Origin of the sequence: Flavobacterium ranwuense (assembly GCF_004349315.1) — a bacterium.
Classification (GTDB): domain Bacteria; phylum Bacteroidota; class Bacteroidia; order Flavobacteriales; family Flavobacteriaceae; genus Flavobacterium; species Flavobacterium ranwuense.
In genome coordinates, this window is record NZ_SMLH01000009.1 from 27,311 (window position 1) to 51,153 (window position 23,843).

General features: G+C 33.3%; 22 protein-coding genes and 1 tRNA gene. 13 read left to right on the forward strand and 10 right to left on the reverse strand.

Going from position 1 to position 23,843, the window contains the following annotated elements; all coding sequences use genetic code 11:
• Nucleotides 1-17 precede the first annotated feature (17 nt).
• The 4 genes from E0I61_RS13350 (at nt 18) to E0I61_RS13365 (ending at nt 4,900) form a co-directional block, all read left to right on the forward strand.
• The gene (locus E0I61_RS13350; protein WP_131993102.1) at nt 18-572 is read left to right on the forward strand and encodes a K(+)-transporting ATPase subunit C; all 555 of its coding nucleotides are present in this window, start codon (nt 18-20) and stop codon (nt 570-572) included.
• A 210-nt stretch (nt 573-782) separates the two neighbouring features.
• Nucleotides 783-1,859, forward strand: a complete 1,077-nt coding sequence (locus E0I61_RS13355) for a porin (protein WP_132072014.1) — start codon at nt 783-785, stop codon at nt 1,857-1,859.
• Nucleotides 1,860-1,935: 76 nt separating this feature from the next.
• Nucleotides 1,936-3,063 carry a sensor protein KdpD gene (locus tag E0I61_RS13360; RefSeq protein ID WP_131993096.1) on the forward strand — a complete coding sequence of 376 codons (1,128 nt, stop codon included), beginning with the start codon at nt 1,936-1,938 and terminating at the stop codon, nt 3,061-3,063.
• A gap of 100 nt (nt 3,064-3,163) precedes the next feature.
• Nucleotides 3,164-4,900 (forward strand): HAMP domain-containing sensor histidine kinase, encoded by a 1,737-nt coding sequence (locus E0I61_RS13365; protein ID WP_132072016.1) that lies wholly within the window; start codon nt 3,164-3,166, stop codon nt 4,898-4,900.
• 272 nt (nt 4,901-5,172) lie between these two features.
• On the opposite strand, the gene E0I61_RS13370 is transcribed toward E0I61_RS13365, so the two are convergent.
• A tRNA-Met gene (locus E0I61_RS13370) sits at nt 5,173-5,246 on the reverse strand.
• Nucleotides 5,247-5,401: 155 nt separating this feature from the next.
• Between E0I61_RS13370 and E0I61_RS13375 the strand changes: the two genes are divergently transcribed.
• Both E0I61_RS13375 and E0I61_RS13380 read left to right on the forward strand, forming a co-directional pair.
• Complete coding sequence (locus E0I61_RS13375) at nt 5,402-5,794, forward strand: START-like domain-containing protein (protein WP_099716121.1); 393 nt, start codon at nt 5,402-5,404, stop codon at nt 5,792-5,794.
• 55 nt (nt 5,795-5,849) lie between these two features.
• The gene (locus E0I61_RS13380; RefSeq protein ID WP_131992922.1) at nt 5,850-6,689 is read left to right on the forward strand and encodes an aminotransferase class IV; all 840 of its coding nucleotides are present in this window, start codon (nt 5,850-5,852) and stop codon (nt 6,687-6,689) included.
• Here the strand turns inward: E0I61_RS13380 and E0I61_RS13385 are convergent.
• From E0I61_RS13385 to E0I61_RS13405, 5 genes are all read right to left on the reverse strand, one after another.
• Nucleotides 6,686-7,246 (reverse strand): YqgE/AlgH family protein, encoded by a 561-nt coding sequence (locus E0I61_RS13385; RefSeq protein ID WP_132072018.1) that lies wholly within the window; start codon nt 7,244-7,246, stop codon nt 6,686-6,688. The two genes, E0I61_RS13380 and E0I61_RS13385, sit on opposite strands and share 4 nt — an antisense overlap.
• Before the next feature lie 117 nt (nt 7,247-7,363).
• Entirely contained in the window at nt 7,364-7,636 is a 273-nt protein-coding gene (locus tag E0I61_RS13390; RefSeq protein WP_073017033.1) for an HU family DNA-binding protein, read from the reverse strand.
• Between the two features lie 180 nt (nt 7,637-7,816).
• Nucleotides 7,817-8,764 carry a methionyl-tRNA formyltransferase gene (gene fmt / locus E0I61_RS13395; protein WP_132072020.1) on the reverse strand — a complete coding sequence of 316 codons (948 nt, stop codon included), beginning with the start codon at nt 8,762-8,764 and terminating at the stop codon, nt 7,817-7,819.
• Nucleotides 8,764-10,659 carry a RecQ family ATP-dependent DNA helicase gene (locus E0I61_RS13400; protein WP_132072022.1) on the reverse strand — a complete coding sequence of 632 codons (1,896 nt, stop codon included), beginning with the start codon at nt 10,657-10,659 and terminating at the stop codon, nt 8,764-8,766. The genes fmt and E0I61_RS13400 overlap by 1 nt, the downstream gene beginning before the upstream one ends.
• A 58-nt stretch (nt 10,660-10,717) precedes the next feature.
• Complete coding sequence (locus tag E0I61_RS13405; protein WP_132072024.1) at nt 10,718-11,257, reverse strand: AAA family ATPase; 540 nt, start codon at nt 11,255-11,257, stop codon at nt 10,718-10,720.
• Between the two features lie 147 nt (nt 11,258-11,404).
• Between E0I61_RS13405 and E0I61_RS13410 the strand changes: the two genes are divergently transcribed.
• From E0I61_RS13410 to E0I61_RS13425, 4 genes are all read left to right on the forward strand, one after another.
• Nucleotides 11,405-11,689: a DUF493 family protein gene (locus E0I61_RS13410; protein WP_131992907.1), complete on the forward strand. Its 285-nt coding sequence runs from the start codon at nt 11,405-11,407 to the stop codon at nt 11,687-11,689.
• Between the two features lie 89 nt (nt 11,690-11,778).
• On the forward strand, nt 11,779-12,504 hold the full coding sequence (locus E0I61_RS13415; protein WP_131992905.1) for a DUF4290 domain-containing protein: 726 nt from the start codon (nt 11,779-11,781) through the stop codon (nt 12,502-12,504).
• A gap of 107 nt (nt 12,505-12,611) precedes the next feature.
• The gene (gene murA, locus E0I61_RS13420; protein ID WP_132072026.1) at nt 12,612-13,922 is read left to right on the forward strand and encodes a UDP-N-acetylglucosamine 1-carboxyvinyltransferase; all 1,311 of its coding nucleotides are present in this window, start codon (nt 12,612-12,614) and stop codon (nt 13,920-13,922) included.
• A 115-nt stretch (nt 13,923-14,037) separates the two neighbouring features.
• Nucleotides 14,038-14,904, forward strand: a complete 867-nt coding sequence (locus E0I61_RS13425; protein ID WP_132072028.1) for a cation diffusion facilitator family transporter — start codon at nt 14,038-14,040, stop codon at nt 14,902-14,904.
• Between the two features lie 106 nt (nt 14,905-15,010).
• On the opposite strand, the gene E0I61_RS13430 is transcribed toward E0I61_RS13425, so the two are convergent.
• The 3 genes from E0I61_RS13430 to E0I61_RS13440 all read right to left on the reverse strand — a co-directional run bounded on the left by E0I61_RS13430 (nt 15,011) and on the right by E0I61_RS13440 (nt 18,653).
• Complete coding sequence (locus E0I61_RS13430; protein ID WP_132072030.1) at nt 15,011-17,497, reverse strand: DUF5686 and carboxypeptidase regulatory-like domain-containing protein; 2,487 nt, start codon at nt 17,495-17,497, stop codon at nt 15,011-15,013.
• A gap of 97 nt (nt 17,498-17,594) precedes the next feature.
• Nucleotides 17,595-18,008 (reverse strand): type II 3-dehydroquinate dehydratase, encoded by a 414-nt coding sequence (gene aroQ / locus E0I61_RS13435; RefSeq protein ID WP_131992896.1) that lies wholly within the window; start codon nt 18,006-18,008, stop codon nt 17,595-17,597.
• Nucleotides 18,009-18,086: 78 nt separating this feature from the next.
• Nucleotides 18,087-18,653, reverse strand: a complete 567-nt coding sequence (locus tag E0I61_RS13440; RefSeq protein WP_131992893.1) for a porin family protein — start codon at nt 18,651-18,653, stop codon at nt 18,087-18,089.
• A gap of 323 nt (nt 18,654-18,976) precedes the next feature.
• On the opposite strand from E0I61_RS13440, the gene E0I61_RS13445 reads away from it, so the two are divergent.
• From E0I61_RS13445 to E0I61_RS13455, 3 genes are all read left to right on the forward strand, one after another.
• Nucleotides 18,977-19,471 carry a hypothetical protein gene (locus E0I61_RS13445; protein WP_132072032.1) on the forward strand — a complete coding sequence of 165 codons (495 nt, stop codon included), beginning with the start codon at nt 18,977-18,979 and terminating at the stop codon, nt 19,469-19,471.
• A 78-nt stretch (nt 19,472-19,549) separates the two neighbouring features.
• Nucleotides 19,550-20,446 (forward strand): site-specific tyrosine recombinase XerD, encoded by an 897-nt coding sequence (xerD, locus tag E0I61_RS13450; RefSeq protein WP_131992887.1) that lies wholly within the window; start codon nt 19,550-19,552, stop codon nt 20,444-20,446.
• Nucleotides 20,447-20,634: 188 nt separating this feature from the next.
• A complete protein-coding gene (locus E0I61_RS13455; protein WP_131992884.1) occupies nt 20,635-22,161 on the forward strand; it encodes a sensor histidine kinase in 1,527 nt (508 codons plus the stop codon).
• Nucleotides 22,162-22,274: 113 nt separating this feature from the next.
• Here E0I61_RS13455 and rny read toward each other — a convergent pair whose 3' ends face one another.
• Nucleotides 22,275-23,837, reverse strand: coding sequence for a ribonuclease Y (rny, locus tag E0I61_RS13460; protein ID WP_131992881.1), 1,563 nt, complete (start codon nt 23,835-23,837; stop codon nt 22,275-22,277).
• Between the last annotated feature and the right edge of the window lie 6 nt (nt 23,838-23,843).

Below are 23,843 nucleotides of genomic sequence, written 5' to 3' on the forward strand. Positions count from 1 at the left end.
TTTATAAAATAAACAAAATGAAAAATATATTTTCAATATTAAAATTTACCTTATTAATGGTAATTTTACTAGCAGTCATTTATCCGTTAGCGATTTACGGAATTGCGCAGTTTGCTCCAAACAAAGGAAAAGGAGAAACCATTTCTATAAACGGAAAGGTGGTGGGTTACCAAAAAATAGGACAGAAATTCGATAAATCCAATTACTTTTGGGGACGACCTTCGGCAGTAGATTATAATGCTGCGGGAAGTGGAGGCAGCAACAAAGGACCAAGCAATTCGGAGTATTTGGCTTTGATTCAAAAAAGAATCGATACCTTTTTGATTGTGCACCCGTATTTGAAAAAAGGGGAAATACCTGCAGATATGGTTACGGCTTCTGGAAGTGGTCTGGATCCAAATATTTCTCCAGAAGGGGCATTAATTCAGGTACGACGCGTGGCGAAGGAAAGAAAATTATCTGAAGATAAAGTAAAAGCTTTGGTGGAAACCAAAATCAATACACCCTCGTTAATGGGAACTTCAACAGTGAATGTTCTGGAATTGAATGTGGCTTTGGATGCGTTGAAATAAAAAAAACATAACCCAGTCAGGGTTGGAATAAACTTATAATTAAAAAACACCCTTTTTAGCCCCGATAGTAGTGGAAATCCTTATGAGCTGGTGTTCGGCTCATAAGATTGCAACGAATAGCGGGATTAGCTTCTTAGAGTAATAATAATAATAATAATAATAATAATAATAATAAATGAGGATGCTTCCTTCCTCACAATGACTAACAAAATGAAAAAAATAATAGTTACAGCTTTAATAGCTTTCGGATTTACAACAGTTAATGCTCAAGAAGAGTCAAAAAGTTCCTTCACGTTTTCGGGATATGTTGAGACCTATTATAGTTATGATTTTGGGAATCCAGACAATCATGTACGACCGGGATTTATTTACAGTCATAACAAGCATAATGAATTGAATCTGAATTTAGGTTTGGTAAAAGTGAATTATGCAAAGGATAATATTCGTGGAAACTTTGCACTTATGGCGGGCACATATGCTGAATATAATTTGGCAGCGGAACAGGATTTATTACAAAATGTGTATGAGGCGAACATTGGTGTGAAAATTTCGGCAGCCCATAATCTTTGGGTTGATGCGGGAATTATGCCCTCGCATATTGGTTTTGAAAGTGCGATTGGTAAAGATTGTATGACTTTGACCCGAAGTATTTTGGCGGACAACTCTCCGTATTATGAAACGGGAGTGAAAATTGGCTATACTTCAAAAAGCGAAAAATGGTATTTGGCTGCGATGTATTTGAATGGCTGGCAACGCATCCAGAAAGTTGAGGATAATCAAACACCAGCTTTTGGAACGCAAATTACTTATAAACCAACTTCAAAAACAACATTGAATTGGAGTACCTACGTTGGAAATGAGCAACCGGATAATGATAGAAAATGGCGTTATTTCAATAACTTTTACGGACAATTTAAAGTGACTGAAAAAACAAGCGTAATTGCTGGTTTTGATATAGGTTCGCAACAATCAGCCAATAAAAGTGACAAATATGACATTTGGTTTTCTCCAATTTTGATTGCGCAATACAAACCAACCGCTAAAATTCAGTTGGCGGCAAGAGGCGAATATTATCAGGACAAAAAAGGGGTAATCATTGCAACGGGAACGCCAAACGGATTTAAAACCTACGGTTTCTCGGCTAATTTTGACTATTTAGTTACTGAAAATTTAATGTTCAGAGTAGAAGCCCGAAATTTGAATAGTAAGGATGCGGTATTTTTGAAAGATAATTTGCCTAGTAATGACAATTTATTTTTGACGACTTCATTAGCGATTTCGTTTTAAATAAAGTGAAAAGTGAAAAGTGAGATGTTGTAGATTATAAACATTTTACTTTTCACTTCTCATAGAATAAAAAAATATGGACAACGAAAAAGAAAATAACGTCAAGCACTTTCTGGATTTAATACAAAAATCACGCAAAGGAAAGTTTAAAATCTACATTGGGATGAGTGCCGGTGTGGGCAAAACGTTTCGTATGCTGCAGGAAGCACATACTTTATTGAAAAAAGGGATTGATGTAAAAATTGGATATATTGAAACACATAATCGAGCGGAAACACACGAATTGCTCGAAGGTTTACCGGTAATTCCAAGACGTACGCTTTTCTATAAAGGCAAACAACTCGAGGAAATGGATGTGCAAGCCATTATCAATTTGCGTCCTGAGGTGGTTATTGTTGATGAATTGGCGCATACGAATATTGAGGGAAGCAAGAATGAGAAACGTTGGCAGGACGTTTTGGAGATTTTGGAAACGGGAATTAATGTGATTTCGGCAGTGAATATTCAGCATATTGAAAGTTTGAATGAAGACGTGAAACGGATCACGAATGTTGATGTTCAGGAGCGAATTCCGGATAATGTGCTGCGATTGGCCGATGAGGTGGTGAATATTGATTTGACCTCGGAGGATTTGATTGCCCGTTTGAAAGAAGGGAAAATTTATACCGCAGATAAAATTCAGACGGCTTTGAATAACTTTTTTAAATCAGATCAAATTTTACAATTGCGGGAATTGGCGTTGAAAGAAGTTGCGGGTCAAGTGCTTAGAAAAGTAGAGAATGAAGTTCCGAAAAATAGTGCTTTACGACATGAAAAACTGTTGGCTTGCATTAGCAGCAATGATAAAACGGCTAAAATTGTTATCAGAAAAGCAGCCCGTTTGGCCAGTTATTACAACTGTAATTGGTATGTTTTATACGTGGAAACACCAAAAGAAAGCAGCGATAAAATTGCATTGGACAAGCAACGCCATTTGATAAATAATTTCAAATTAGCCACACAACTTGGAGCAGAAGTGATTAAAATTCAAAATTCTAATATTACAGATGCCATGCTGAAAATTGTGGAACAAAAAAATATTACAACGGTTTGCATAGGAAAACCGCACTTGAATTTATTTAAAGTAATTTTGTCAACAACGATTTTCAGGCGCTTATTGAATAGTCTTTCTTTATCGAATGTTGATTTAGTAATTCTGGCATAAAAATAATATAGCCACAGATTCACAAATTTACATGAGTAAATTCGTGACAACTAATTAAATAAAAGAGGGATGAGATAGCTTCGTTCCTCGCAATGACAATATGAGAATTAAAACCAAATTAAACTTGGGCGTTGGCTTACTTTTTCTAATGATAATTATACTTTCATTAGTGGCTGCGTTTTATATTTTTTCGATAAAAAAAGACACTGAAAATATTCTAAAAGCGAATTACAATACGCTCGAATATTCTCGGAATATGCTCCTTTCATTAGATGAAATTAATGTCGATGAAGAAAAAGCAATTGTTATTTTTGAAACGAATCTTAAGAATCAGATTGCCAATATTACTGAGATTGGCGAAGATAAAGCGACGTATAATTTGCAAAAAAGTTTTGATTTTTTAAAAAAAAATAGGACTGATGAAACTATAAAAAACCAAATTCGGCAGGATGTTTTTGAGATTATGAAGTTGAATATGATTGCGATTAAAGAGAAAAGTGATATTGCTACACATACAGCCGAAACCGCTAATTTGTGGATTGCAGTAACAGGTACACTTTGCTTCTTGATTGCGTTCAATCTATTAGTGAATTTACCCAATAATATTGCCAATCCAATAAAAGAGCTTACTGCAAGCATTAAAGAAATTGCCAATAAAAATTATTCGGAACGCGTGCATTTTATGAATCATAACGAGTATGGTGATTTGGCCAAATCGTTCAATTCAATGGCCCAAAAACTCGAGGAATACAGCAATAGTAATCTGCATAAGCTGTCCTTTGAAAAGAAACGATTAGAAACGCTGATTAACAATATGCATGACCCGATTATAGGATTGGACAATGAAGGTCTGATTTTATTTGCGAATGATGAAGCATTGAAAATTATGGGTTTAAAATCGGAAGAAGCTATCGGAAAATTGGCTTCAACTTTAGCATTAACAAATGATTTGATGAAATCCTTAATTATAAATAATTTATCAAATGATTCCAATACTTCGGGACAAAAATCACTTCCAATGAAAATTTTTGCCGATGGAAAGGAAAGTTATTTCGAAAAAGAAACAGTAACAATTACTATAAAGCCAACGGGAGAAGACCAAACTATCATTATTGGTGACGTGATTATTTTAAGAAATATTACTGTTTTTAAAGAATTGGATTTTGCCAAAACTAATTTCATTGCCACCGTTTCGCATGAGTTGAAAACCCCAATCGCTTCGATTAAAATGAGTTTGCAATTGCTGGAAAAACCAGAAACAGGAAGTATCAATACCGACCAAAAACAGCTCATTGACGGCATCAATGAGGACAGCCAGAGATTGCTTAAAATTACAGGAGAATTACTGGAATTATCACAACTGGAAACAGGAAATATTCAGTTGAATATAGAAAAAAGTAATCCGTATGAAATTGTAAATTATGCCATTGAAGCGATAAAAGTGCAAGCCGAACAAAAGCAAATCGAATTGCAGATAGAAATGGAGCATAACTTGCCGGAAGTGAAGGCTGACAGTGAAAAAACGGCTTGGGTTTTAATCAATTTTCTAACCAATGCTATTCGGTATTCTTCGGAAAATAGCAGTATTACGGTACAATTGAAAAAAGAAAATAATCAGATTGCTTTTCAAGTGATTGATACCGGAAAAGGAATTGACAGCCGCTATAAAACTAAAATTTTCGATAAGTATTTTCAGATTCCCGGAAGCCATAAATCTGGTACGGGATTGGGCTTAGCCATAAGCAAGGAATTTATTGAGGCGCAAGGAGGAACCATTGGTATTGAAAGCGAATTAGGACTGGGAAGTACTTTTTATTTTAAGTTGGGCTGTATATGATTGAAGGAAATTGATAAAATTGAAAAGATTAAACTCATTATTGCTGACTTAAATTGTAATTTAACAATGTGGTATTTTAAAAATGCAGTACTTTTTTACTTAAGAAAAAAGAAATAATATTACTGGACCTGAGGTCTGGTTACGTATTATTCAAATTGTTAGAGTTATAGTCTACTGCTTTTTTAAAATTCCTCACTCAAATTCCTCACTGAGAGAGGAATTAATTTAAATAAAAAACCCTTAAACAATTAATGTCTAAGGGTTTGTTTTTGTAGCGAGACCGAGATTTGAACTCGGGACCTCAGGGTTATGAATCCTGCGCTCTAACCAACTGAGCTATCTCGCCATGATTCCGGATGGATAACCATCCCTGAATGCGGGTGCAAATATAAAAATAAAATTAATGCTTGCAAGCATATTTTTAATAAAAAAAAATATTTTTAAAAATGCTTTTTTTTCGGAGTAATATTCTATATATTTCCAAAAAATTAAATGTAGCTCATGGATCAAAAAGTACGTTACGAAATCGAGTTTCCCATAAATTCTTCGCCTCAATTATTGTATCAATATATATCGACTCCATCAGGTCTGTCTGAATGGTTTGCCGATAATGTGAACTCTCGAGGTGAGTTTTTTACTTTCATTTGGAATGATTCCCAAGAAAAAGCAAGACTTGCTTCTAAGAAAACAGGTGAAAAAGTGAAATTCAAATGGGTCGATGAGAATAGTAAAGACACAGAATACTTTTTTGAATTGCATATTTTAGTGGATGAGCTGACCAAGGATGTCTCTTTAATGGTAGTTGATTTTGCAGAAAAAGATGAAGTTGATGAAGCTACACTATTGTGGGAGAATCAAATTTCGGATCTTAAACATCTAATTGGTTCCGTATAGTAAAATAGTATTTTATAACTTATATTTGCCCTGAATAAAATTTAGGGCTTTTTTTATGATTAATTTTAATGGGACTATTGTATCTGAGGATGCTAATATATTGACACAAAACCGAGCTTTTTTATATGGCGATGCCGTTTTTGAAACGGTTAAAATACTAAACAATAAAATCCTTTTTCTCGAGGATCATTATTTTAGGTTAATGTCTTCAATGCGTGTGGTTCGAATGGAAATTCCGATGACTTTTACCATGGAATATCTAGAAGAACAAATACTTTCTTTAGTTAAAAATAATGGCGTAGTTAATTCTTCTCGTGCTCGAATTACCGTTTATAGAAATGATGGAGGATTTTATTTACCACAAAACAATACGGTCTCTTTTCTGATCCATTCAATAGCACTTGAGAATACGTTGTATTCAATTGAAAAAATGGCATATGAAGTAGATTTATACAAAGATTTTTACATTACAAAACAATTACTTTCGTCTATTAAAACGACTAATAAAATCATAAATATAACAGGAAGTATTTTTGCAAATGAAAATGGTTTGGATAATTGTCTGTTGTTGAACGATAGTAAAAATATTGTTGAAGCATTACAAGGGAATATTTTCATGGTATTAGGCAACAAACTAATTACACCTCCGGTTTCTGAGGGATGTTTGAATGGTGTAATGAGAAAGCAAATTCTTGCTTTGGCTAAAAAAATAGAAAATTTAGAAGTTGTAGAGGAAATGATTTCTCCATTTGACCTTCAAAAAGCTGACGAATTGTTTATTACAAATGTCATAAAAGGAATTCAGCCGATAACCCAATACCGAAAAAAAGTATTTGCTACTGATTTATCAGTACTACTGATTGAAAAACTTAATGAAATGATTAGTAATACTTAATTTAAGTATGGATTTTCAGGGGCATTAGACCAGATGAGGTATTCTCCACCCAATTCCATGATTTGCTCTTTCCAGAAATGTGTTGCTGATTTTCCAATTATTTTATTTTCATAGCTATTAACGGTAATAATCCATGAATGACTTTCCATTTCGTTTTCTAATTGATTTTCATTCCAACCCGTATAACCTAGAAAGAATCGGATATTATCGTTATTAATTGCGCCTTTATTGATGAGTTCTTTTGTTGACTCAAAGTCACCTCCCCAGTAAATTCCATTTGAAATTTCAATACTATTAGGAATCAAATCTGGAATGTTATGTATAAAATAGAGGTTGTCTTGTTCTACCGGACCACCATTATAAATCTTAAATCGCGCATCTATATCCGGAATTAAATCATGAATGGTATACTTCAAAGGTTTGTTAATTATAAAACCAACGGATCCTTCTTGATTATAATCAGCTAATAAAATTACCGATCTATTGAATGATAGATCCCCAATTATCGTAGGCTCTGCAATGAGCAGGTATCCTTTTTTTAGTTTATCTGTGATCATCGGAATATAATTTTTATTAAATTTAAGTTTTTTATTATATTAGTACAAAATAAAATCGTTGAAAAGCATAAAAAAACCTTCCATCTGGAAGGTTTTAATTATATTGGAAAACTTAAATTAGTTTACCGCTCCTTCTAATTCTGCACCAGCTTTAAATTTCACTACATTTTTAGCAGCGATTTGAATTGTTTTTCCTGTTTGAGGATTTCTACCGTCTCTAGCAGCTCTAGCTGAAACTGACCATGATCCAAAACCTACTAAAGATACTCTTCCACCTTTTTTCAAAGTACCACCTACGTTTCCTAAAAATGACTCTAAAGCTAATTTAGCTGCAGCTTTTGTAATTCCTGCATCAGCAGCGATAGCATCGATTAATTCTGATTTGTTCATAATAAATAGTTATTAATTGTTGGTTAAAAAAAATTGTTAATACACAAATTTAGTAGGAAATACGTTCCTTGCAAGCGTTTTATACGATTTTAGGTTGTTTTGTTGATAACTTATATTTTTTGTTAATAAAAGTAAGGTTATTTCTTGTTAAAATGGATTTAACGCCCGTTTTTGTTGGTGTTAATGAGTTTTTGCTTCAGTTGAAAATGTAATTCCATTGAGTAATTCGGGTGTATTCATCTTCTTTTTACCCGGAAACTGCAAACTCAACACTTGAATAAATCCATTTTCTACTGCAACCTTCATTTCTTTTTTAGTACAAATTATACTTCCAATCGTATAATTATGATCTTCTAAAACAATTTTAGCTTCGTATATTTTTACATTCCATTCTTCATTTTTGTCCTGAATGAAACACCAAGCTGCAGGATACGGGCTCAAACCTCGAATCAGATTGTTTATTTCCACAGCTGGTTTTGTCCAGTCTATTTTACAATTTTCTTTGTTAAGTTTGTAAGCCGTTTTAATATCGGCAGTGTCTTTTTGAATAATTGTGTCCACATTTCCTTTTTCAATCATCTCCAAAGTATGAATAACGGTCTTACTTCCCAAATCCATTAATCGGTCATGCAATTGACCCGCATTTTCGGTCTCATCAATTGGTGTTTCCGAGCTTAAAATCATCGCACCGGTATCAATTTTATCGTCAATAAAAAAAGTAGTCACACCCGTTTTAGTCTCTCCATTTATTATTGCCCAATTAATGGGTGCGGCTCCGCGATAGTTCGGTAGGAGTGAAGCGTGAAGATTGAAAGTTCCTAACACCGGCATTTCCCATACTACTTTTGGTAACATTCTAAAAGCAACTACAATTTGTAAATTAGCATTCAACGATTTCAATTCCGATAGAAAAGCTTCGTCTTTAAGGTTTGCAGGCTGTAATAAAGTAAGATCATTGGCCAGTGCATATTCTTTTACTGCAGAATATTTTAATTTTTGTCCACGACCTGCAGGTTTGTCTGCGGCGGTAATAACGCCCACAACCTCATAGTTGTTTTTTAGTATTGTATCTAATATTCCCACGGCAAATTCGGGCGTTCCCATAAAAATAATTCGTAATTTTTCCATTATGATCTTAAAGTATATTTATTATTTGGTTTAACCAAAATAGTGTTGTTTTCTAATAAATCCTGAAGTACAAAGATAACTTCATCAGGGCTGTTTTTAGTTTTATTTTGAATGTCTCTCGAATTTAAATCTTCGGTTTGTAATAAAGTAACGATTTCTTTTGAAAGTAATGTACTATCTTTTTTCTTGTTTTTTTTGGTAATGCAAAAGGAACAAATTCCACAATCAACGTTTGTTTCTTCGCCGAAATAATTCAAAATCAGTTTGTTTTTACACACCTTTTTTTCATTGATATAATAAAGAACGGACTGGAGTTGTTCTTTTTTTAATTGATTTTGATTTTCTAAATATTTTGAAACCCGACTGATGGTTCTTTCATCTTCCCGAACTTCATTGAAAATCAGTGTAGAATCATTATTTTTCGAATGATATTCTATTATCTCTTTTCCTTTCAATTTATGTAACACCGCTTGTATTTCGGTTTCCTTGTGATTTGATTTTTTAGCAATCAATTGTAAGTTGAAAGCGGTTTGCATTTCATAAATTCCGGGGTAGGTTCGCAATATTGCCAAAATAATTTCCTCGTCATTAGGATTCAAACTCATGTAACGAATCACTTCTTTGGAAGGAATAAGAAATTGCAACGTGATTTTTTCAGAAAATTCTTGAGACAGATTGATAATTCCTTGTCTGTCCAGAAATTGCATTGCATTGTACGTTTTCAGTGTGGGGAATTCATATTTTAAACAAAAATGATGCAAATTGAATGTAAACTGTTCGTTGATTCCTTCTCCGTAAGCGATCTGAAAATAATTACTGAGTTTAACATACATGAGATTCAAAAACTTTTTATCAGGGAGAATATTTATAAATTGGTTTTCAGCCTGAATAATATCAGAAGGGCTTGTTAGTAAAACGGCATAGGCTTTTTCGCCATTTCTTCCTGCGCGTCCCGCTTCTTGGTAATAATTCTCTAAATTTTCGGGTAGTTGAATGTGAATTACGGTTTTTACATTGGCTTTGTCAATTCCCATCCCAAAGGCATTGGTGGCCACAATAACGGGTACGTCTTCATTCATCCACAGCTGCATGTTCTTGTCTTTTTCTTTGGACGAAAGTCCGCCGTGATAATAGGTTGCTTTAAATCCTAACGAATTAAGTTGAGAGGAAATTTCCAAACAAGATTTTCTGTTTCGAACATAAATGATAGATGATTCTGGATTTTTTTTTAGGATTTGTTCTATTCTGAAAAGTTTATCTTCTACTTCAAAAACCATGTACGCAATATTTTCTCTTGCAAATGATTTCTCAAAAACTTGCGGATCATGCAATCCCAGTTCAGTGATGATCTCTTCTTTGACTTTTGGAGTCGCAGTAGCGGTTAATGCAAGGAAAGGTACTTTTGGAAAATGTTTTTTTAATGCGGAAATCTTCAAATAAGCAGGTCGGAAATCATGTCCCCATTGAGATACGCAATGCGCTTCATCAATGGTAATTAAGTTTATGGGAAGGTTTTTTATTCGTTCCAGAATCCAGTCAGATTGCAAGCGTTCCGGAGATAAATAGAGAAATTTATAATTACCGAATTGGCAATTATCTAGTAAATCAATCATTTCTTCGGATCTGATGCCGCCGGTTAATGCAATGGCTTTGATATTTCGCTTTTGCAAATTAGCAACTTGATCTTTCATCAGCGCTACTAATGGCGAAATCACCAGACAAATTCCTTCGTTCATCATCGCCGGAATCTGGAAACAGACTGATTTGCCTCCGCCGGTTGGCATCAATGCAAAGGTATCTTGACCACTTAAAACGGAATCGATAATTTCCTTTTGCAGCGACCTGAATTTGTCGTGTTTCCAATATTTTTGAAGAATAGCTAACGCTTCTTGCATAGATTATAGATTTCAATTCGTAGAAAATATCCCAAATTGTAAATTCTAAACTCGAAAATTATTTAGAAATTTCATCTAAGATAAAAAGAATTCTGTTATCCAGGGTATCTTTAGGAACTTCTATGAGTTCATAACCGTAACTTTGATACGTTTCAGTTAAGTGATTACAGATGAGTTTAGCTTGTTCAAAGTTTTCATAACGTTCATGATCGCTAATGTAGATTTCTTCCCACGGCGGAAGAATGAAGATTTTTGAGTACGTATGTTCGCGACAAGCTATGTCAAAAGTCGCAGGATAGCTATCGCCAATATAATGCATATAAGCCAAAACATCCGGAATTCCCCGATCAATAAAAACGACTTCATGAGGCTCTTTGCAAGCATTATGAAACTGCTTTTTTCTTCCTTCAAGAAGTAATTCGCTGAATAGTAGTGGTTTTTCGAGGAATAATTGCTCAATTCCTTGTTTTTTTGCTTCTAAAGTTACTTCCCGTGAAATTTCGGGATAACAACAATATCCATTAGCTATTAATCCATCGATGATAGTTGTTTTACCTGTTCCTGGACCGCCAATGATAACTATGATTTCTTTCTGCACTTTTAAAAAATAAGGGGCAAATTTACTTAAACTTATTGGGATTTGAAAAAATGATTGCGGTTAAAATAAGATTAGGTAAAAAATCATAATTCAAAATTCATAATTTACGTTTGAAACTGTATATTTGCCTTTATTTTTAAATAGAAAATGGATAAGAACACTCAAGAATTTTATGATAGATTAAAAGTAGAGTTGGACATGAGCAATACATGGCCGGCAGAATACTTATTTAAATTTATTGTGCCAACAGATAATGATAACATTGAACGTGTTCAGTTGGCTTTTGATTGTATGGGAGCAGTTATAAAAACGACAAAATCCAAGACGGGAAAGTTTACCAGTATATCTGTTGACGTAACCATGAAAGATTCGCAAGAAATAGTAGATAAATACCTAGAAGTTTCTACCATTAAGGGGATTATTTCTCTTTAGATATAAAACAAAATTTTGATGCATATACAATCGAATGATTATAAATCTTCGAAAAAGAGCATGTAAGATCAAAAAATATACATTCGAATATGAATTCAAAATATATTAAAGAAAACTCGAACGATGTGGTGCACCATTTGGAATACAATGCGGAAAGATCGCATTTGATTATTCCGGAATATGGACGCCATTTGCAAAAACTGATTGATCAGGCAACTAAAATTGAAGATGATGTAGAGCGCAACAAAGCGGCAAAATACATTATTCAGGTAATGGGAAGTTTGAATCCACATTTACGTGACGTTCCTGATTTTCAGCACAAGTTGTGGGATCAGATTTTTATCATGTCTGATTTTAAATTAGTAGCTGATTCTCCATATCCAATTCCATCCCGTGAAGTATTACAATTGAAGCCGGATGTGTTGAGTTATCCTCAGAATTTTCCAAAATACAGGTATTATGGCAACAACATAAAATATATGATTGATGTAGCCAATAAATGGGAAGATGGAGAGATGAAAAGTGCTTTAGTGAAAGTGATCGCTAATCACATGAAAAAATCCTATTTGAGTTGGAATAAAGACACGGTTAAGGATGATGTCATTTTTGAACATTTATATGAACTGTCTGATGGTAAGTTAAATTTGATTCAAAGTACAGAGGAATTATTAAATACCACTGATTTATTACGAACGAATAAACGGGTTTCTAATAAAATCTTGCCGGTAGGACAGCCAAAAATTCTTAGCAATAAGAATGCAAAAACTGGAAAACCAAATCCGACGCACAAAAATCAAAATAGAAAACCTTTGTAAGTCAGTTATAAATTAAGAGTTATAAGTTATGAATATTTTCAGTAGTAACTTTTAGCTCGTAACTTTTTAACTCATAACTAATAATTTATAACTCATAACTGTAAAAAATGGGAATTTTCAAAATAGAAGGAGGCATTAGTCTAAAAGGAGAAATCACGCCACAAGGGGCCAAAAATGAAGCATTGCAAATTTTATGTGCTGTTCTTTTAACTTCTGAAAAAGTGATTATTAATAATATTCCTGATATTATTGACATCAACAAACTAATTACGCTTTTAGGAAATTTAGGAGTTAAAATCCAAAAAACAGGATCTGGCTCTTATACTTTTCAAGCCGATGAAGTGAATATAGAGTATTTAGAAACTGAAGCATTCAAGAAAGAAGGCGGTTCTCTTCGTGGATCTATTATGATTGTTGGGCCACTTTTGGCACGATTCGGAAGAGGATATATTCCAAAACCAGGTGGTGATAAAATTGGACGCAGAAGATTGGATACCCACTTTGAAGGTTTTATAAATCTTGGAGCAAAATTCCGTTACAATAGAGAAGATCATTTTTATGGTGTAGAAGCGCCTAAAGGATTGACAGGTGCTGATATGTTATTGGATGAAGCTTCAGTTACCGGAACCGCTAATATTGTTATGGCTGCCGTTTTGGCCAAAGGAAGAACAACAGTTTATAACGCTGCTTGTGAACCTTATTTACAACAATTGTGTAAGATGTTAAACTCCATGGGAGCTAAAATAACAGGTGTTGGATCTAACTTATTGACTATTGAAGGTGTTAAAAGTTTAGGTGGTTGTGAGCATAGAATTCTTCCTGATATGATTGAAATAGGAAGTTGGATTGGTCTTGCTGCAATGACAAAATCGGAGATTACGATAAAAGATGTAAGTTGGGATAATTTGGGTGTTATACCTAATACTTTTAGAAAACTTGGAATTACTCTGGAACGTAGAGGAGATGATATATACATTCCTGCTCACGTAGATGGGTATGAAGTAAAAACAGATATTGATGGTTCTATTCTAACAATTGCCGATGCACCTTGGCCTGGGTTTACTCCTGATTTATTGAGTATTGTTCTTGTAGTTGCCACTCAAGCAAGAGGCGATGTATTGATTCACCAAAAAATGTTTGAAAGCAGATTGTTCTTTGTCGATAAACTGATTGACATGGGAGCTAAAATCATGTTGTGTGATCCACACCGAGCTGTTGTTATGGGACACGATTTTAAATCACAATTGAAAGCCACTACAATGTCTTCTCCGGATATTCGTGCGGGAATCTCTTTATTGATTGCAGCGCTTTCGGCAAAAGGAACGAGTACCATTCAGAATATTGAACAAATAGACAGAGGGTACGAGCGCATTGACGAACGATTGAGAGCTATTGGAGCTAATATTGTACGCGCGTAAATCAAATAAATAATTATAAAATATCGTTTAAGTAAACCAAATAGGATTTGAATCTAAGCATTCAATACGGTTTACTTAAACGTTTTTAATTTTAATTAATCTTTAGAAAAAGATCATGTCAATCGAACAAACAGCGATAAAGGCCACTTATTTTAGTATTATTGGAAATACATCTTTGGCCATTATTAAAGGTCTGGCGGGATTTTTCGGGAATTCGTATGCTTTAATAGCGGATGCAATTGAATCTACCACTGATATTTTTGCTTCATTTTTGGTGTTATTTGGAATTAAATATTCCAATAGACCAGCAGATAAAAATCATCCTTATGGACATGGAAGAGCTGAACCATTAATCACTTTTTTGGTTGTGGGTTTTTTAATCACTTCTGCCACCATTATTGCTTATGAAAGTGTCATCAATATTGGCACACCACATCAATTGCCAAAACCATGGACATTAATCGTTCTTGGGGCAATAATCATTTGGAAAGAGTATTCTTTTCGATTAGTGATGAAAAGGAGCATTCAAACCAATAGTTCCTCACTGAGAGCTGATGCCTGGCACCATCGCAGCGATGCAATAACTTCCGTGGCGGCATTTCTTGGGATTTCAATTGCTTTAATTTTAGGAAATGGATACGAATCAGCTGATGATTGGGCAGCACTTTTTGCTTCAGGATTTATTCTTTATAATAGTTATCAAATATTCAGACCTGCTCTGGGGGAAATAATGGATGAACATTTATACGATGATTTAATTGAACAAATTAGAATAGTTTCGCTTCAAGTAGACGGAATTATAGACACGGAAAAGTGTTTTATTCGAAAAGCCGGTATGCAATATCACGTAGATTTGCATGCAATTGTGGATTCGAATATTACAGTAAAAGAAGGACATGACTTAGCACATAAACTGAAAGACACTTTGCAAAAGGAAATCCCGGAATTGGGTCACGTTTTGATTCATGTGGAACCGAATTAATTTCATTATTTAAATCATTTTTGAAATTCATAAAACTAAAAAAGGCACAAGAAGATTATTTTTCGTGCCTTTTTTCTTGTTACTAAGCTATTTTTTTGTTGAAGTTTTACTCTAAAATATCTAAAAATTTAAGTCCAAAAACTACACCGTCACCTTGGAAACCATTTTGGTAAGAACGTACATAATCGACCCGTAACATTTTAAATTTGCCAAAGCCTAAATTATCTAAACCAACCGTGAACTCAGTGTAAGGCTTAATATTTGGTGTAGAAAGTGTATGAGCCCCCAGTATTAAAGTTGATTTTAATGTATTCAACAGCGGAATTTTATTCATAATATATCCTTCGTCATTGTATTCTGCATGTGCTTCAAAATAACGGGTATTTGTACTGTTAGAATAATAAGGCAATAAGTTAAAAACATTCAAATAGCGTTCTGTCTGACCTATGTGTGTTTGATTTCCGTTAAAATGTTTGTAATCTACAAAGGAGATATTTTCTGCATTTAGAAACTTTCCAGCTTTTAAATTCATTCCTAGAGTTCCTTTGTTTTCCAATTTTAAATCATAGGTTAATCGTGCATTTACGTGGTCAAATTCATATTTTTTTTCATTGGCAGCAAACCCTTTTTCATATCCTAAATAAAGAGTCGGATATTTTTCATTTCGGATGTTAAATTTCCCATCGGGACGCGAGGAATACTTGTTTCCAAAATTTATTTTTGCATTTAGAGTAGCTTTCATCAAATGATGCTTTTCAAAAGCAGGAGTAATAAAGTCATCTGGTGCCAGCGGATTATTAGAAGTGTATAAATCGTTCTTGTTAAAGAAAGAGAAATCAGTGTTGTTAAATAATGGTTTGCGTTGCTGGTATTCTATCTTTCCATTTAGGTTTACTCCATTTACAACATCCTGGCTGTACCCAATTGCTGCCGATTCTAGATTATACAGCTTCATGAAATTGTTCTTGAATGCCAATGAACTTATCGTGTTTATAACTTTACTGATGGGTTCATTGGGATTAAATTGCTTGACGGAACTGCCTCCTGTTAAGTATACAGTGGCGTAATTCTGATTGTTGAACCGATGGATAAATTGCCCTGTTACACGCAAACGATCTTCAGCAAAACCGTAATTGAGTTTTGTACTGATGGAAGTGTATATTCCTTTTTTTTCCTGATTTTTCCAGTTGGTGTATCTAAATCCAGAATCAAAATTATAACCTTGTACGGTATTGAAACTTAAAGAACCCAGATTTAGTAATCCTTCATAACTAAAGGAGTTTTTCTCTGTACTATTTCTATAAGTATAACCTGTCAGTAGTTTCATTATTTTGAATTTATTCCCTTTGGCATCAATAGAATCTAAATATTTTTTAGAATTTCTAACCTTGTAAATACTGTCTTTTCGAATGTAATCACTGCTTTCTTCGATTGTTAAAGGAATGGGTCTGGTGCTATTCCAAAAAATAGAATCTTTTTTATTTGAATTTATTTCGACACTTGTAATTTCATTTGTAAACGTTTTTTTAGCAAAGGAGTTTACAAATTCATAATTACTATACACATAGGTATATTTTCCATTGAATTTTATGCCAAAGGCTCCGGCTGTAATATCAAGACTTTGAGTGTTTTTTGCCCAAATTTTATTGCTTTTATTGTAACTGAAGTTTTGTTTTAAAGTCATGACATCGACAAACTCTTCTTTCATTCGGTAACCTTTAATATCTAAGTCAACGGCATATATGGCCCAAGAATCTTCAACAATATATATGTAACCTTCAAAAACAGGTTCGCTGTCTCGTTTTGCAGTAACTTTTATTTTATTGATTATTTGATTATTGGCATCATAAAAAGTGCTTTCCAGTTTATATTTATAATAATTGAACGCATTATTTGCGATTGGAGAAATCATATTAACCCCAAAGTCAATCGTATTGTCATAGAAATCATAAAAAGATGATCTGGCCGTATTATAACTGTAGCCATTGTCTCTTCCGCTTACTTTAGAGGCGGTTACCACTTCTTTTAAATTGTTGGGTTTTTCAAAAGTAATCTTAGAAAAAGTTTCAGACAATGAAATAATCCCGGTTCCTGTAGAATCCAAAGAGCCATTCATGTCACCAATTTTTTGACCGAATATTTTTTTAGGGGCATTTTTTAGTTTAAAAATACCTCTGGAATAAAAATCGGCGTTAAAACGAGCTGTTTTTTGGGTATTTTCTTTTTTACTGGCAATTGCGTTTTTTATGATAGCAATTGCAGGATTAATTTTGGTGTTGATAACAACTTCATTTAAAGAAAAACTTTCTTCAATCATTTTAACGTCAAATGAATACGGTAACTTATCCTTCTGAATTGTTATTCTTTGTGTTTTAAAACCTAAAAATTGAAATACGACAGTTTGCTTTCCCGTTTTCTTCAAGTTAAGTTCATATTTCCCTGCTTCATTTGAGGTAGTCCCATTATAGGTTTCTTCTTGAAAAACGGTTACAAAAGGTAGGGGATTCCCTTTTTCGTCAGAAACTGTTCCCTTTATTTGTGCATGGTTGGTAATTGATACCAAAGTAATTAGAAGTAGGTAGTATTTTCTCATGAAAGTTTTTTCTTTCGCAAAAATAGAAGAACTTTAAAAAGAGGGTATTAATTATTTGTTAAACATTTATAGGAATATTTTTATTTTAATTGGGGAGCTACAAGAAAGATTGTATTGCCAATTCATAACTTTTTAGACCAAAACCCAGAATAACTCCTTTTGCATTTCCAGAAATATAGGACTGGTGTCTGAAGCTTTCACGTGAAAACGTATTCGAAATATGGACTTCAATCACTGGAGTGGTGATGGCTTTTATGGCGTCGCCAATGCCAATGGAAGTATGGGTATAGGCCCCGGCATTTAGAATAATACCATCGTAGGAGAAACCAAATTCCTGAATTTTATCTATTAATTCGCCTTCAATATTACTTTGAAAGTACGTGAATTCTATTGTTGGAAATTTTATTTGTAACGAGGTAAAATATTCTTCAAAGGTTAAGCTGCCATAAACTTCTGGTTCGCGTTTTCCTAAAAGATTGAGATTTGGTCCGTTGATAATGCTAATTTTCATAATTCCAGTTTTTGTAAAAATAAAAAAACCGTTCCAATTTAAAGAACGGTTTTGATAAATTTAATTTTTTATTGGAATTTAGAACGTAAATCCAGCTGATATTTGTAAAACGGAGTTCTTAACTTCAGCCTCTTTTGAAGCTTCGGTTAATCCTAATACGTAACGACCTTGTAGAAAAAAGTTTTTAGTGATATTAAATCCTAAACCTCCAGCTACTCCAAACTCAAAAGTTTCAGCATTTTTTACATCAAAATCATTTCTTTCGCTCAATAAAAAAGAGGCTTGTGGTCCAAGATCAAGACTGACTGTTTTATTCAAATGAAATTTTGCCAAAACCGGAATGGATAAATAACCCAATTCATTTTTAAATTCTTCTCCAGCATTTTCATAGCTTGCTCCTTGAGTAGAATATAATAATTCAGGCTGAACAGAAAAACCATCAGTTAACTTAATCTCGGCTACTAAACCAGCATGATAACTGGTAATTGCATCTTTTTTATTGTAATTAGTTGAATTGATAGTTATTTCGCTTCCCGTTTGATTGGCGTAATTTAAACCGGCTTTAATTCCAAATTTAACTAATTGAGCTTGCATAGTACTTGAAATTGCGAGCAGTAAAACGGTAACTAAAATTGTCTTTTTCATAATATTGTTTTTAATTATTGTTCTTAATTTGAACATGCAAGATAAAACTCTTAAAGTATAGAAATATTATAATTTTATATTTTTTACTTATAAGATTCACTTAAACTTAAAGATCAAATTGATATTGTTTTTATTTAACAGATTTTTTTCACGACTTATAATTATTTTAAAAAACAGTAAACACATTGCAATCAGATGATTAAATGTTAATTTTTACTGTTTTTAATCGAATTAATTTGAAATTCATCGAATTTTATTAATTAATGTAATTAGCTGTATATGAGTTGTTTAACTTTGTGTTGCTAAATGTAAATAAAATTATTATGAAAAAAATTACTTTGTTATTAGTTGCAGTTTTCACGTTTGGAAATGTAAATGCTCAAGATGGAGGGATTAAAGTAGGAGCTCATGTAGGTTTGCCTACTGGGGACATTAAAGATGCTTATTCTGTTAATTTAGGTGTCGATGTTACTTACATGTGGAATGTTACAGACAAATTTAGTGCGGGTGTTACAACAGGGTACACTGCTTATTTAGGTGAAACAATTGGTTCTGGAGCTGGTAGATTTGAAGTCCCTAACGCTGGATTTATACCATTAGCTGCTACAGGGCAATACTCATTTACTGATCATTTGTTTTTAGGGACTGATTTAGGGTATGCAATTTATGCTGGTAGCGGTGATGGAGATGGTGGTTTCTTATACCAACCGAAATTTGGTTATCAATCTGAAAAAATTGAAGTTTATGCAGGTTACAAAGGAATTTCTAATAACGGAACATTTTCTTCAATCAATTTAGGTTTTAACTACAAATTCTAAATTTTTGAAAATTGATTATAGCACCTTCCACATTCGTGGAAGGTTTTTTTATGCCCAAAAAAGCTTTACTTTGTAATTATGAACTGGATTTCCTGTATAAAAAACTATCAATCATACTTAAAAATCGAACGTGGTTTGTCTAAGAATACTATAGATAATTATTCTTTTGATATCGAACGGTTGTGCCTTTTTTTGGCTAAAAACGAAATTATCGTTTCGCCAATAAAAATTGGAGAAGAAACGGTGCAGCAATTTATCTATAGTGTGGCTAAGGAAGTCAATCCACGTTCACAAGCCAGAATTATATCAGGTCTTAAAAGTTTTTTTAGTTATTTGATATTTGAAGATTACCGGGCAGACAACCCATTAGAACTTATTGAAACTCCTAAAACGGGCAGGAAGCTTCCGGATACGCTATCGGTGGATGAGATTGATCGTATTATTTTTGCGATAGACTTAACCACAAACGAAGGCGAACGCAACCGGGCCATGCTCGAAACACTTTATGGTTGTGGATTACGGGTTTCAGAATTAGTTTCTTTGAAAATTTCCGACTTATTCTTTGAGGAAGGCTTTATTAAAATAACGGGTAAAGGAAATAAGCAGCGTTTTGTTCCAATAAGTGATTTGACGCAGAAATACATTAAAATTTACAGGAATACTATTAGAACACATAGTACTATTCAAAAAGGTTTTGAGGATACGCTCTTTCTAAATAGAAGAGGAAAACAGTTAACTCGAGCAATGATTTTTACTATTATAAAAACCTTAGCAGTCAAAATTGATTTGAATAAAACTATAAGTCCGCATACTTTGCGACATTCTTTTGCAACTCATCTTTTGGAAAATGGAGCTGATTTACGCTCAATACAGTTGATGCTAGGTCATGAATCGATAACGACAACAGAAATATATGTGCATCTTGACAGAAAGTTTCTGACACAAGTTCTAAATTCGTTTCATCCCAGAAAATAACATTTTGTGTTATAATTTCAAATTTTAAACTATTTAGGAAGGAAAAGATCTACAGATTGAACCTAAAATGAAATTTCTAAATAGCAAGGGGGCTTTCTCATTAAATTGATGCGATTTTATTGTTAATTTGATAGCTAAATAAAAAATATAATCTAAATTGTGTTGTATTATAATGATAAAAAGTAGTTATGATTTTTGATTTTCCCCAAAACGAAAATTGCCAAGAGGTAAATAATTTTTACAATAAATTATTTAATGAGATTCCAGATTTAATTTTTGAATTTGTTATTGCTCCTGACAATACCTATTTATTTCCATTAGTGAGTAAATCGGTAAACGATTTTTTTGAGTTGTCTTCAGATCATTTTGTTGACAGTGATAAATTCCTTGTCTATGACAGGATATTTGAGGCCGATCGATTGTCGTTTTTTGAGTCATTGGTAAAAGCAAAAAGAAACATTACAAGATGGGATTTTGAGTTCCGGGTTTTATTACCTGAAAAGGGATTGCGCTGGCTTAAAGTTGAATCAAAACCAGAATTATATCCTGATGGGAATATTGCTTTTTATGGAAGGATTTCAGATATAACAGACTTAAAAGAGCAGCAAATTAAACTTAAAATTTCTGAAGAACGTTTTAAATTTGCTCTTGAAGCTTCTACAGCAGGAGTCTGGGATTGGGATTTAACGACTAACAAAGTTTTCTATTCCTCACAATCGATGAAAATTCTCGAACAGGAGTCTTTGGATATTTTTGATAATCCTGAGCGTTGGGATGAAATTGTGCACCCTGATGATTTAGAAAAATATTACTCTGAAATTCATGATCATTTTGACAATAAAACACCTTTTTATGAAAATTATCACCGTGTTTTAACGTCAAGCGGAAAATATAAATGGATTTTAGATAGAGGAAAAGTAATAGAGCGGGACATCAATGGGAAAGCATTGCGAGTTATAGGAACGCATACTGATATTTCTTTGCAAAAAGAAAAAGAACTAGAGTTAATAAAAACAATGGAATTGTATAGTCAGCAAAATAGCCGACTATTGAATTTCTCACATATTGTATCCCATAATCTAAATACTCAAGCGGGTAATATTAAATCACTATTAGATTTTATAGATGCTGATGATAATTTAGAGAGCAACAAAGAAATGTTGTCTCATTTGCGCACTGTTTCGAATGATTTAAACGAAACAATAGCAAATTTGACCCAATTGGTACTTATACAAAGTAATTCGAGTATTCCGATTGAATCATTGGACTTGAATTTATATTTAAATAAGACTTTGGACTTGATCAAGAATTTAAAAAATCAAAATCAAGTTACCATTATAAAAGAGATTCCTGATGGTGTTTTTGTCGATTTTAATCCAGCATACTTAGAAAGTGTTTTGTTGAATTTTACAACAAATGCCATAAAATATTCGAATCCTAATAAGCCTGTTGAGATAAAATATTCTTTCTCATTGGAAAATGGAAATAAAACGTTGTCAATTTCTGATAATGGATTAGGGATCGATTTGAAAAAATATGGGGATTCTCTTTTTGGAATGTACAAAACATTTCACAAGCATGAAGAAGCCAGAGGATTAGGATTGCACATTACAAAGAATCAAATAGAATCGATGAAAGGGACTGTTTCGGTTGAAAGTGAAGTTGGGGTAGGAACTACTTTTAAAATCATTTTTAACGACTGCTTGAATGATTAATTAGCTGATTTCGAAAATAGATAGCATATTTTAATGATATTCTTCTTTCTATATAATGCAAAAAAAAACTTCTCAGTGATGAGAAGTTTTTTTATATATGTAAATTCAATAAATTATTTAGCAATATTCACGGCTCTTGTTTCGCGAATTACAGTTACTTTAACTTGTCCAGGATATGTCATCTCCGTTTGGATTTTTTGTGAAATATCAAAAGATAAGTTAGCTGCATTTTCATCAGAAACTTTCTCGCTTTCAACAATTACACGAAGTTCTCTACCCGCTTGAATGGCATAAGCATTTTTCACACCGCTGAATCCGTACGCTACTTCTTCAAGATCTTTTAGACGTTGAATATAAGAATCCAATACTTGTCTTCTCGCTCCTGGTCTTGCACCTGAAATAGCATCACAAACCTGAATAATTGGCGATAATAAGGATTTCATCTCAATCTCATCGTGGTGTGCTCCAATAGCGTTACAAACCTCTTCTTTTTCACCGTATTTCTCAGCCCACTGCATTCCTAATAATGCGTGTGGCAAATCACTTTCGGCATCTGGAACTTTACCAATATCGTGTAATAAACCAGCTCTTTTAGCCAGTTTTACGTTTAAACCAAGTTCAGCAGCCATGATTCCACAAAGTTTAGAAACTTCACGGGAGTGTTGCAATAAATTCTGTCCATAAGAAGAACGGTATTTCATACGTCCTACCACTTTAATCAATTCAGGGTGTAATCCATGAATTCCTAAATCAATAACGGTACGTTTACCAACTTCTATAATTTCATCGTCAATTTGTTTAGCAGTTTTTGCAACTACTTCTTCAATACGTGCCGGGTGAATTCTTCCGTCAGTTACTAATTTGTGTAATGCCAAACGAGCAATTTCTCTTCGTACAGGATCAAAACAAGAAAGGATAATAGCTTCCGGTGTATCGTCTACAATGATTTCTACTCCGGTTGCAGCTTCCAGTGCGCGGATATTTCTACCTTCACGACCAATGATTCTACCTTTTACGTCATCAGATTCAATGTTAAATACAGAAACACAGTTTTCTACTGCTTCTTCCGTACCAACTCTTTGAATGGTATTGATGATGATTTTTTTCGCTTCTTGCTGTGCCGTCAATTTTGCCTCTTCAATAGTATCTTGAATATGAGACATTGCTTTGCTTTTTGCTTCAGCTTTCAGTCCTTCTACTAATTGATCTTTAGCTTCTTCAGCAGATAAACCAGAGATAACTTCCAACTGTTGCAATTGACTTTTATGTAGTTTGTCAACTTCAGTTTGTTTTTTATCTAGATTTTCAATTTTAGTAGTATATTCTAAAGTTTTAGATTCAAAATCATCATTTACTTTTTTAGCTTTTGATAATTCATTAGAAATTTGAGATTCTTTATCGCGAACTCTTTTTTCTATTTCGGCAACTTTTTTATCACGGGATAAAATAACTTGTTCGTGTTCTGATTTTAATTCAATAAATTTCTCTTTTGCTTGAAGAATTTTATCTTTTTTTATGTTTTCAGCTTCCAGATTAGCATCTTTCAAAATGGATGATGCTTCTTTTTTTGCGTTTTTAATTAAGTTTGAAATATTGCTTTTTTCTATCAGTTTGGCAATACCAAAACCTCCCGCAATACCTATAATTCCTGAAATAATAATCGTTAATATGTCCATGTTTGT

What these genes read in the sequence shown, in the direction of transcription:
- E0I61_RS13415 (WP_131992905.1), top strand. Translation starts at nt 11,779, where the DNA reads ATGAATTCAAAATATATTAAAGAAAACTCGAACGATGTGGTGCACCAT.
- aroQ (WP_131992896.1), bottom strand. Translation starts at nt 18,008, where the DNA reads ATGAAAATTAGCATTATCAACGGACCAAATCTCAATCTTTTAGGAAAA.
- E0I61_RS13360 (WP_131993096.1), top strand. Translation starts at nt 1,936, where the DNA reads ATGGACAACGAAAAAGAAAATAACGTCAAGCACTTTCTGGATTTAATA.
- E0I61_RS13355 (WP_132072014.1), top strand. Translation starts at nt 783, where the DNA reads ATGAAAAAAATAATAGTTACAGCTTTAATAGCTTTCGGATTTACAACA.
- E0I61_RS13425 (WP_132072028.1), top strand. Translation starts at nt 14,038, where the DNA reads ATGTCAATCGAACAAACAGCGATAAAGGCCACTTATTTTAGTATTATT.
- E0I61_RS13385 (WP_132072018.1), bottom strand. Translation starts at nt 7,246, where the DNA reads ATGATCACAGATAAACTAAAAAAAGGATACCTGCTCATTGCAGAGCCT.
- E0I61_RS13350 (WP_131993102.1), top strand. Translation starts at nt 18, where the DNA reads ATGAAAAATATATTTTCAATATTAAAATTTACCTTATTAATGGTAATT.
- E0I61_RS13400 (WP_132072022.1), bottom strand. Translation starts at nt 10,659, where the DNA reads ATGCAAGAAGCGTTAGCTATTCTTCAAAAATATTGGAAACACGACAAA.
- E0I61_RS13365 (WP_132072016.1), top strand. Translation starts at nt 3,164, where the DNA reads ATGAGAATTAAAACCAAATTAAACTTGGGCGTTGGCTTACTTTTTCTA.
- xerD (WP_131992887.1), top strand. Translation starts at nt 19,550, where the DNA reads ATGAACTGGATTTCCTGTATAAAAAACTATCAATCATACTTAAAAATC.
- E0I61_RS13440 (WP_131992893.1), bottom strand. Translation starts at nt 18,653, where the DNA reads ATGAAAAAGACAATTTTAGTTACCGTTTTACTGCTCGCAATTTCAAGT.
- E0I61_RS13430 (WP_132072030.1), bottom strand. Translation starts at nt 17,497, where the DNA reads ATGAGAAAATACTACCTACTTCTAATTACTTTGGTATCAATTACCAAC.
- rny (WP_131992881.1), bottom strand. Translation starts at nt 23,837, where the DNA reads ATGGACATATTAACGATTATTATTTCAGGAATTATAGGTATTGCGGGA.
- E0I61_RS13380 (WP_131992922.1), top strand. Translation starts at nt 5,850, where the DNA reads ATGATTAATTTTAATGGGACTATTGTATCTGAGGATGCTAATATATTG.
- murA (WP_132072026.1), top strand. Translation starts at nt 12,612, where the DNA reads ATGGGAATTTTCAAAATAGAAGGAGGCATTAGTCTAAAAGGAGAAATC.
- fmt (WP_132072020.1), bottom strand. Translation starts at nt 8,764, where the DNA reads ATGGAAAAATTACGAATTATTTTTATGGGAACGCCCGAATTTGCCGTG.
- E0I61_RS13390 (WP_073017033.1), bottom strand. Translation starts at nt 7,636, where the DNA reads ATGAACAAATCAGAATTAATCGATGCTATCGCTGCTGATGCAGGAATT.
- E0I61_RS13410 (WP_131992907.1), top strand. Translation starts at nt 11,405, where the DNA reads ATGGATAAGAACACTCAAGAATTTTATGATAGATTAAAAGTAGAGTTG.
- E0I61_RS13445 (WP_132072032.1), top strand. Translation starts at nt 18,977, where the DNA reads ATGAAAAAAATTACTTTGTTATTAGTTGCAGTTTTCACGTTTGGAAAT.
- E0I61_RS13375 (WP_099716121.1), top strand. Translation starts at nt 5,402, where the DNA reads ATGGATCAAAAAGTACGTTACGAAATCGAGTTTCCCATAAATTCTTCG.
- E0I61_RS13455 (WP_131992884.1), top strand. Translation starts at nt 20,635, where the DNA reads ATGATTTTTGATTTTCCCCAAAACGAAAATTGCCAAGAGGTAAATAAT.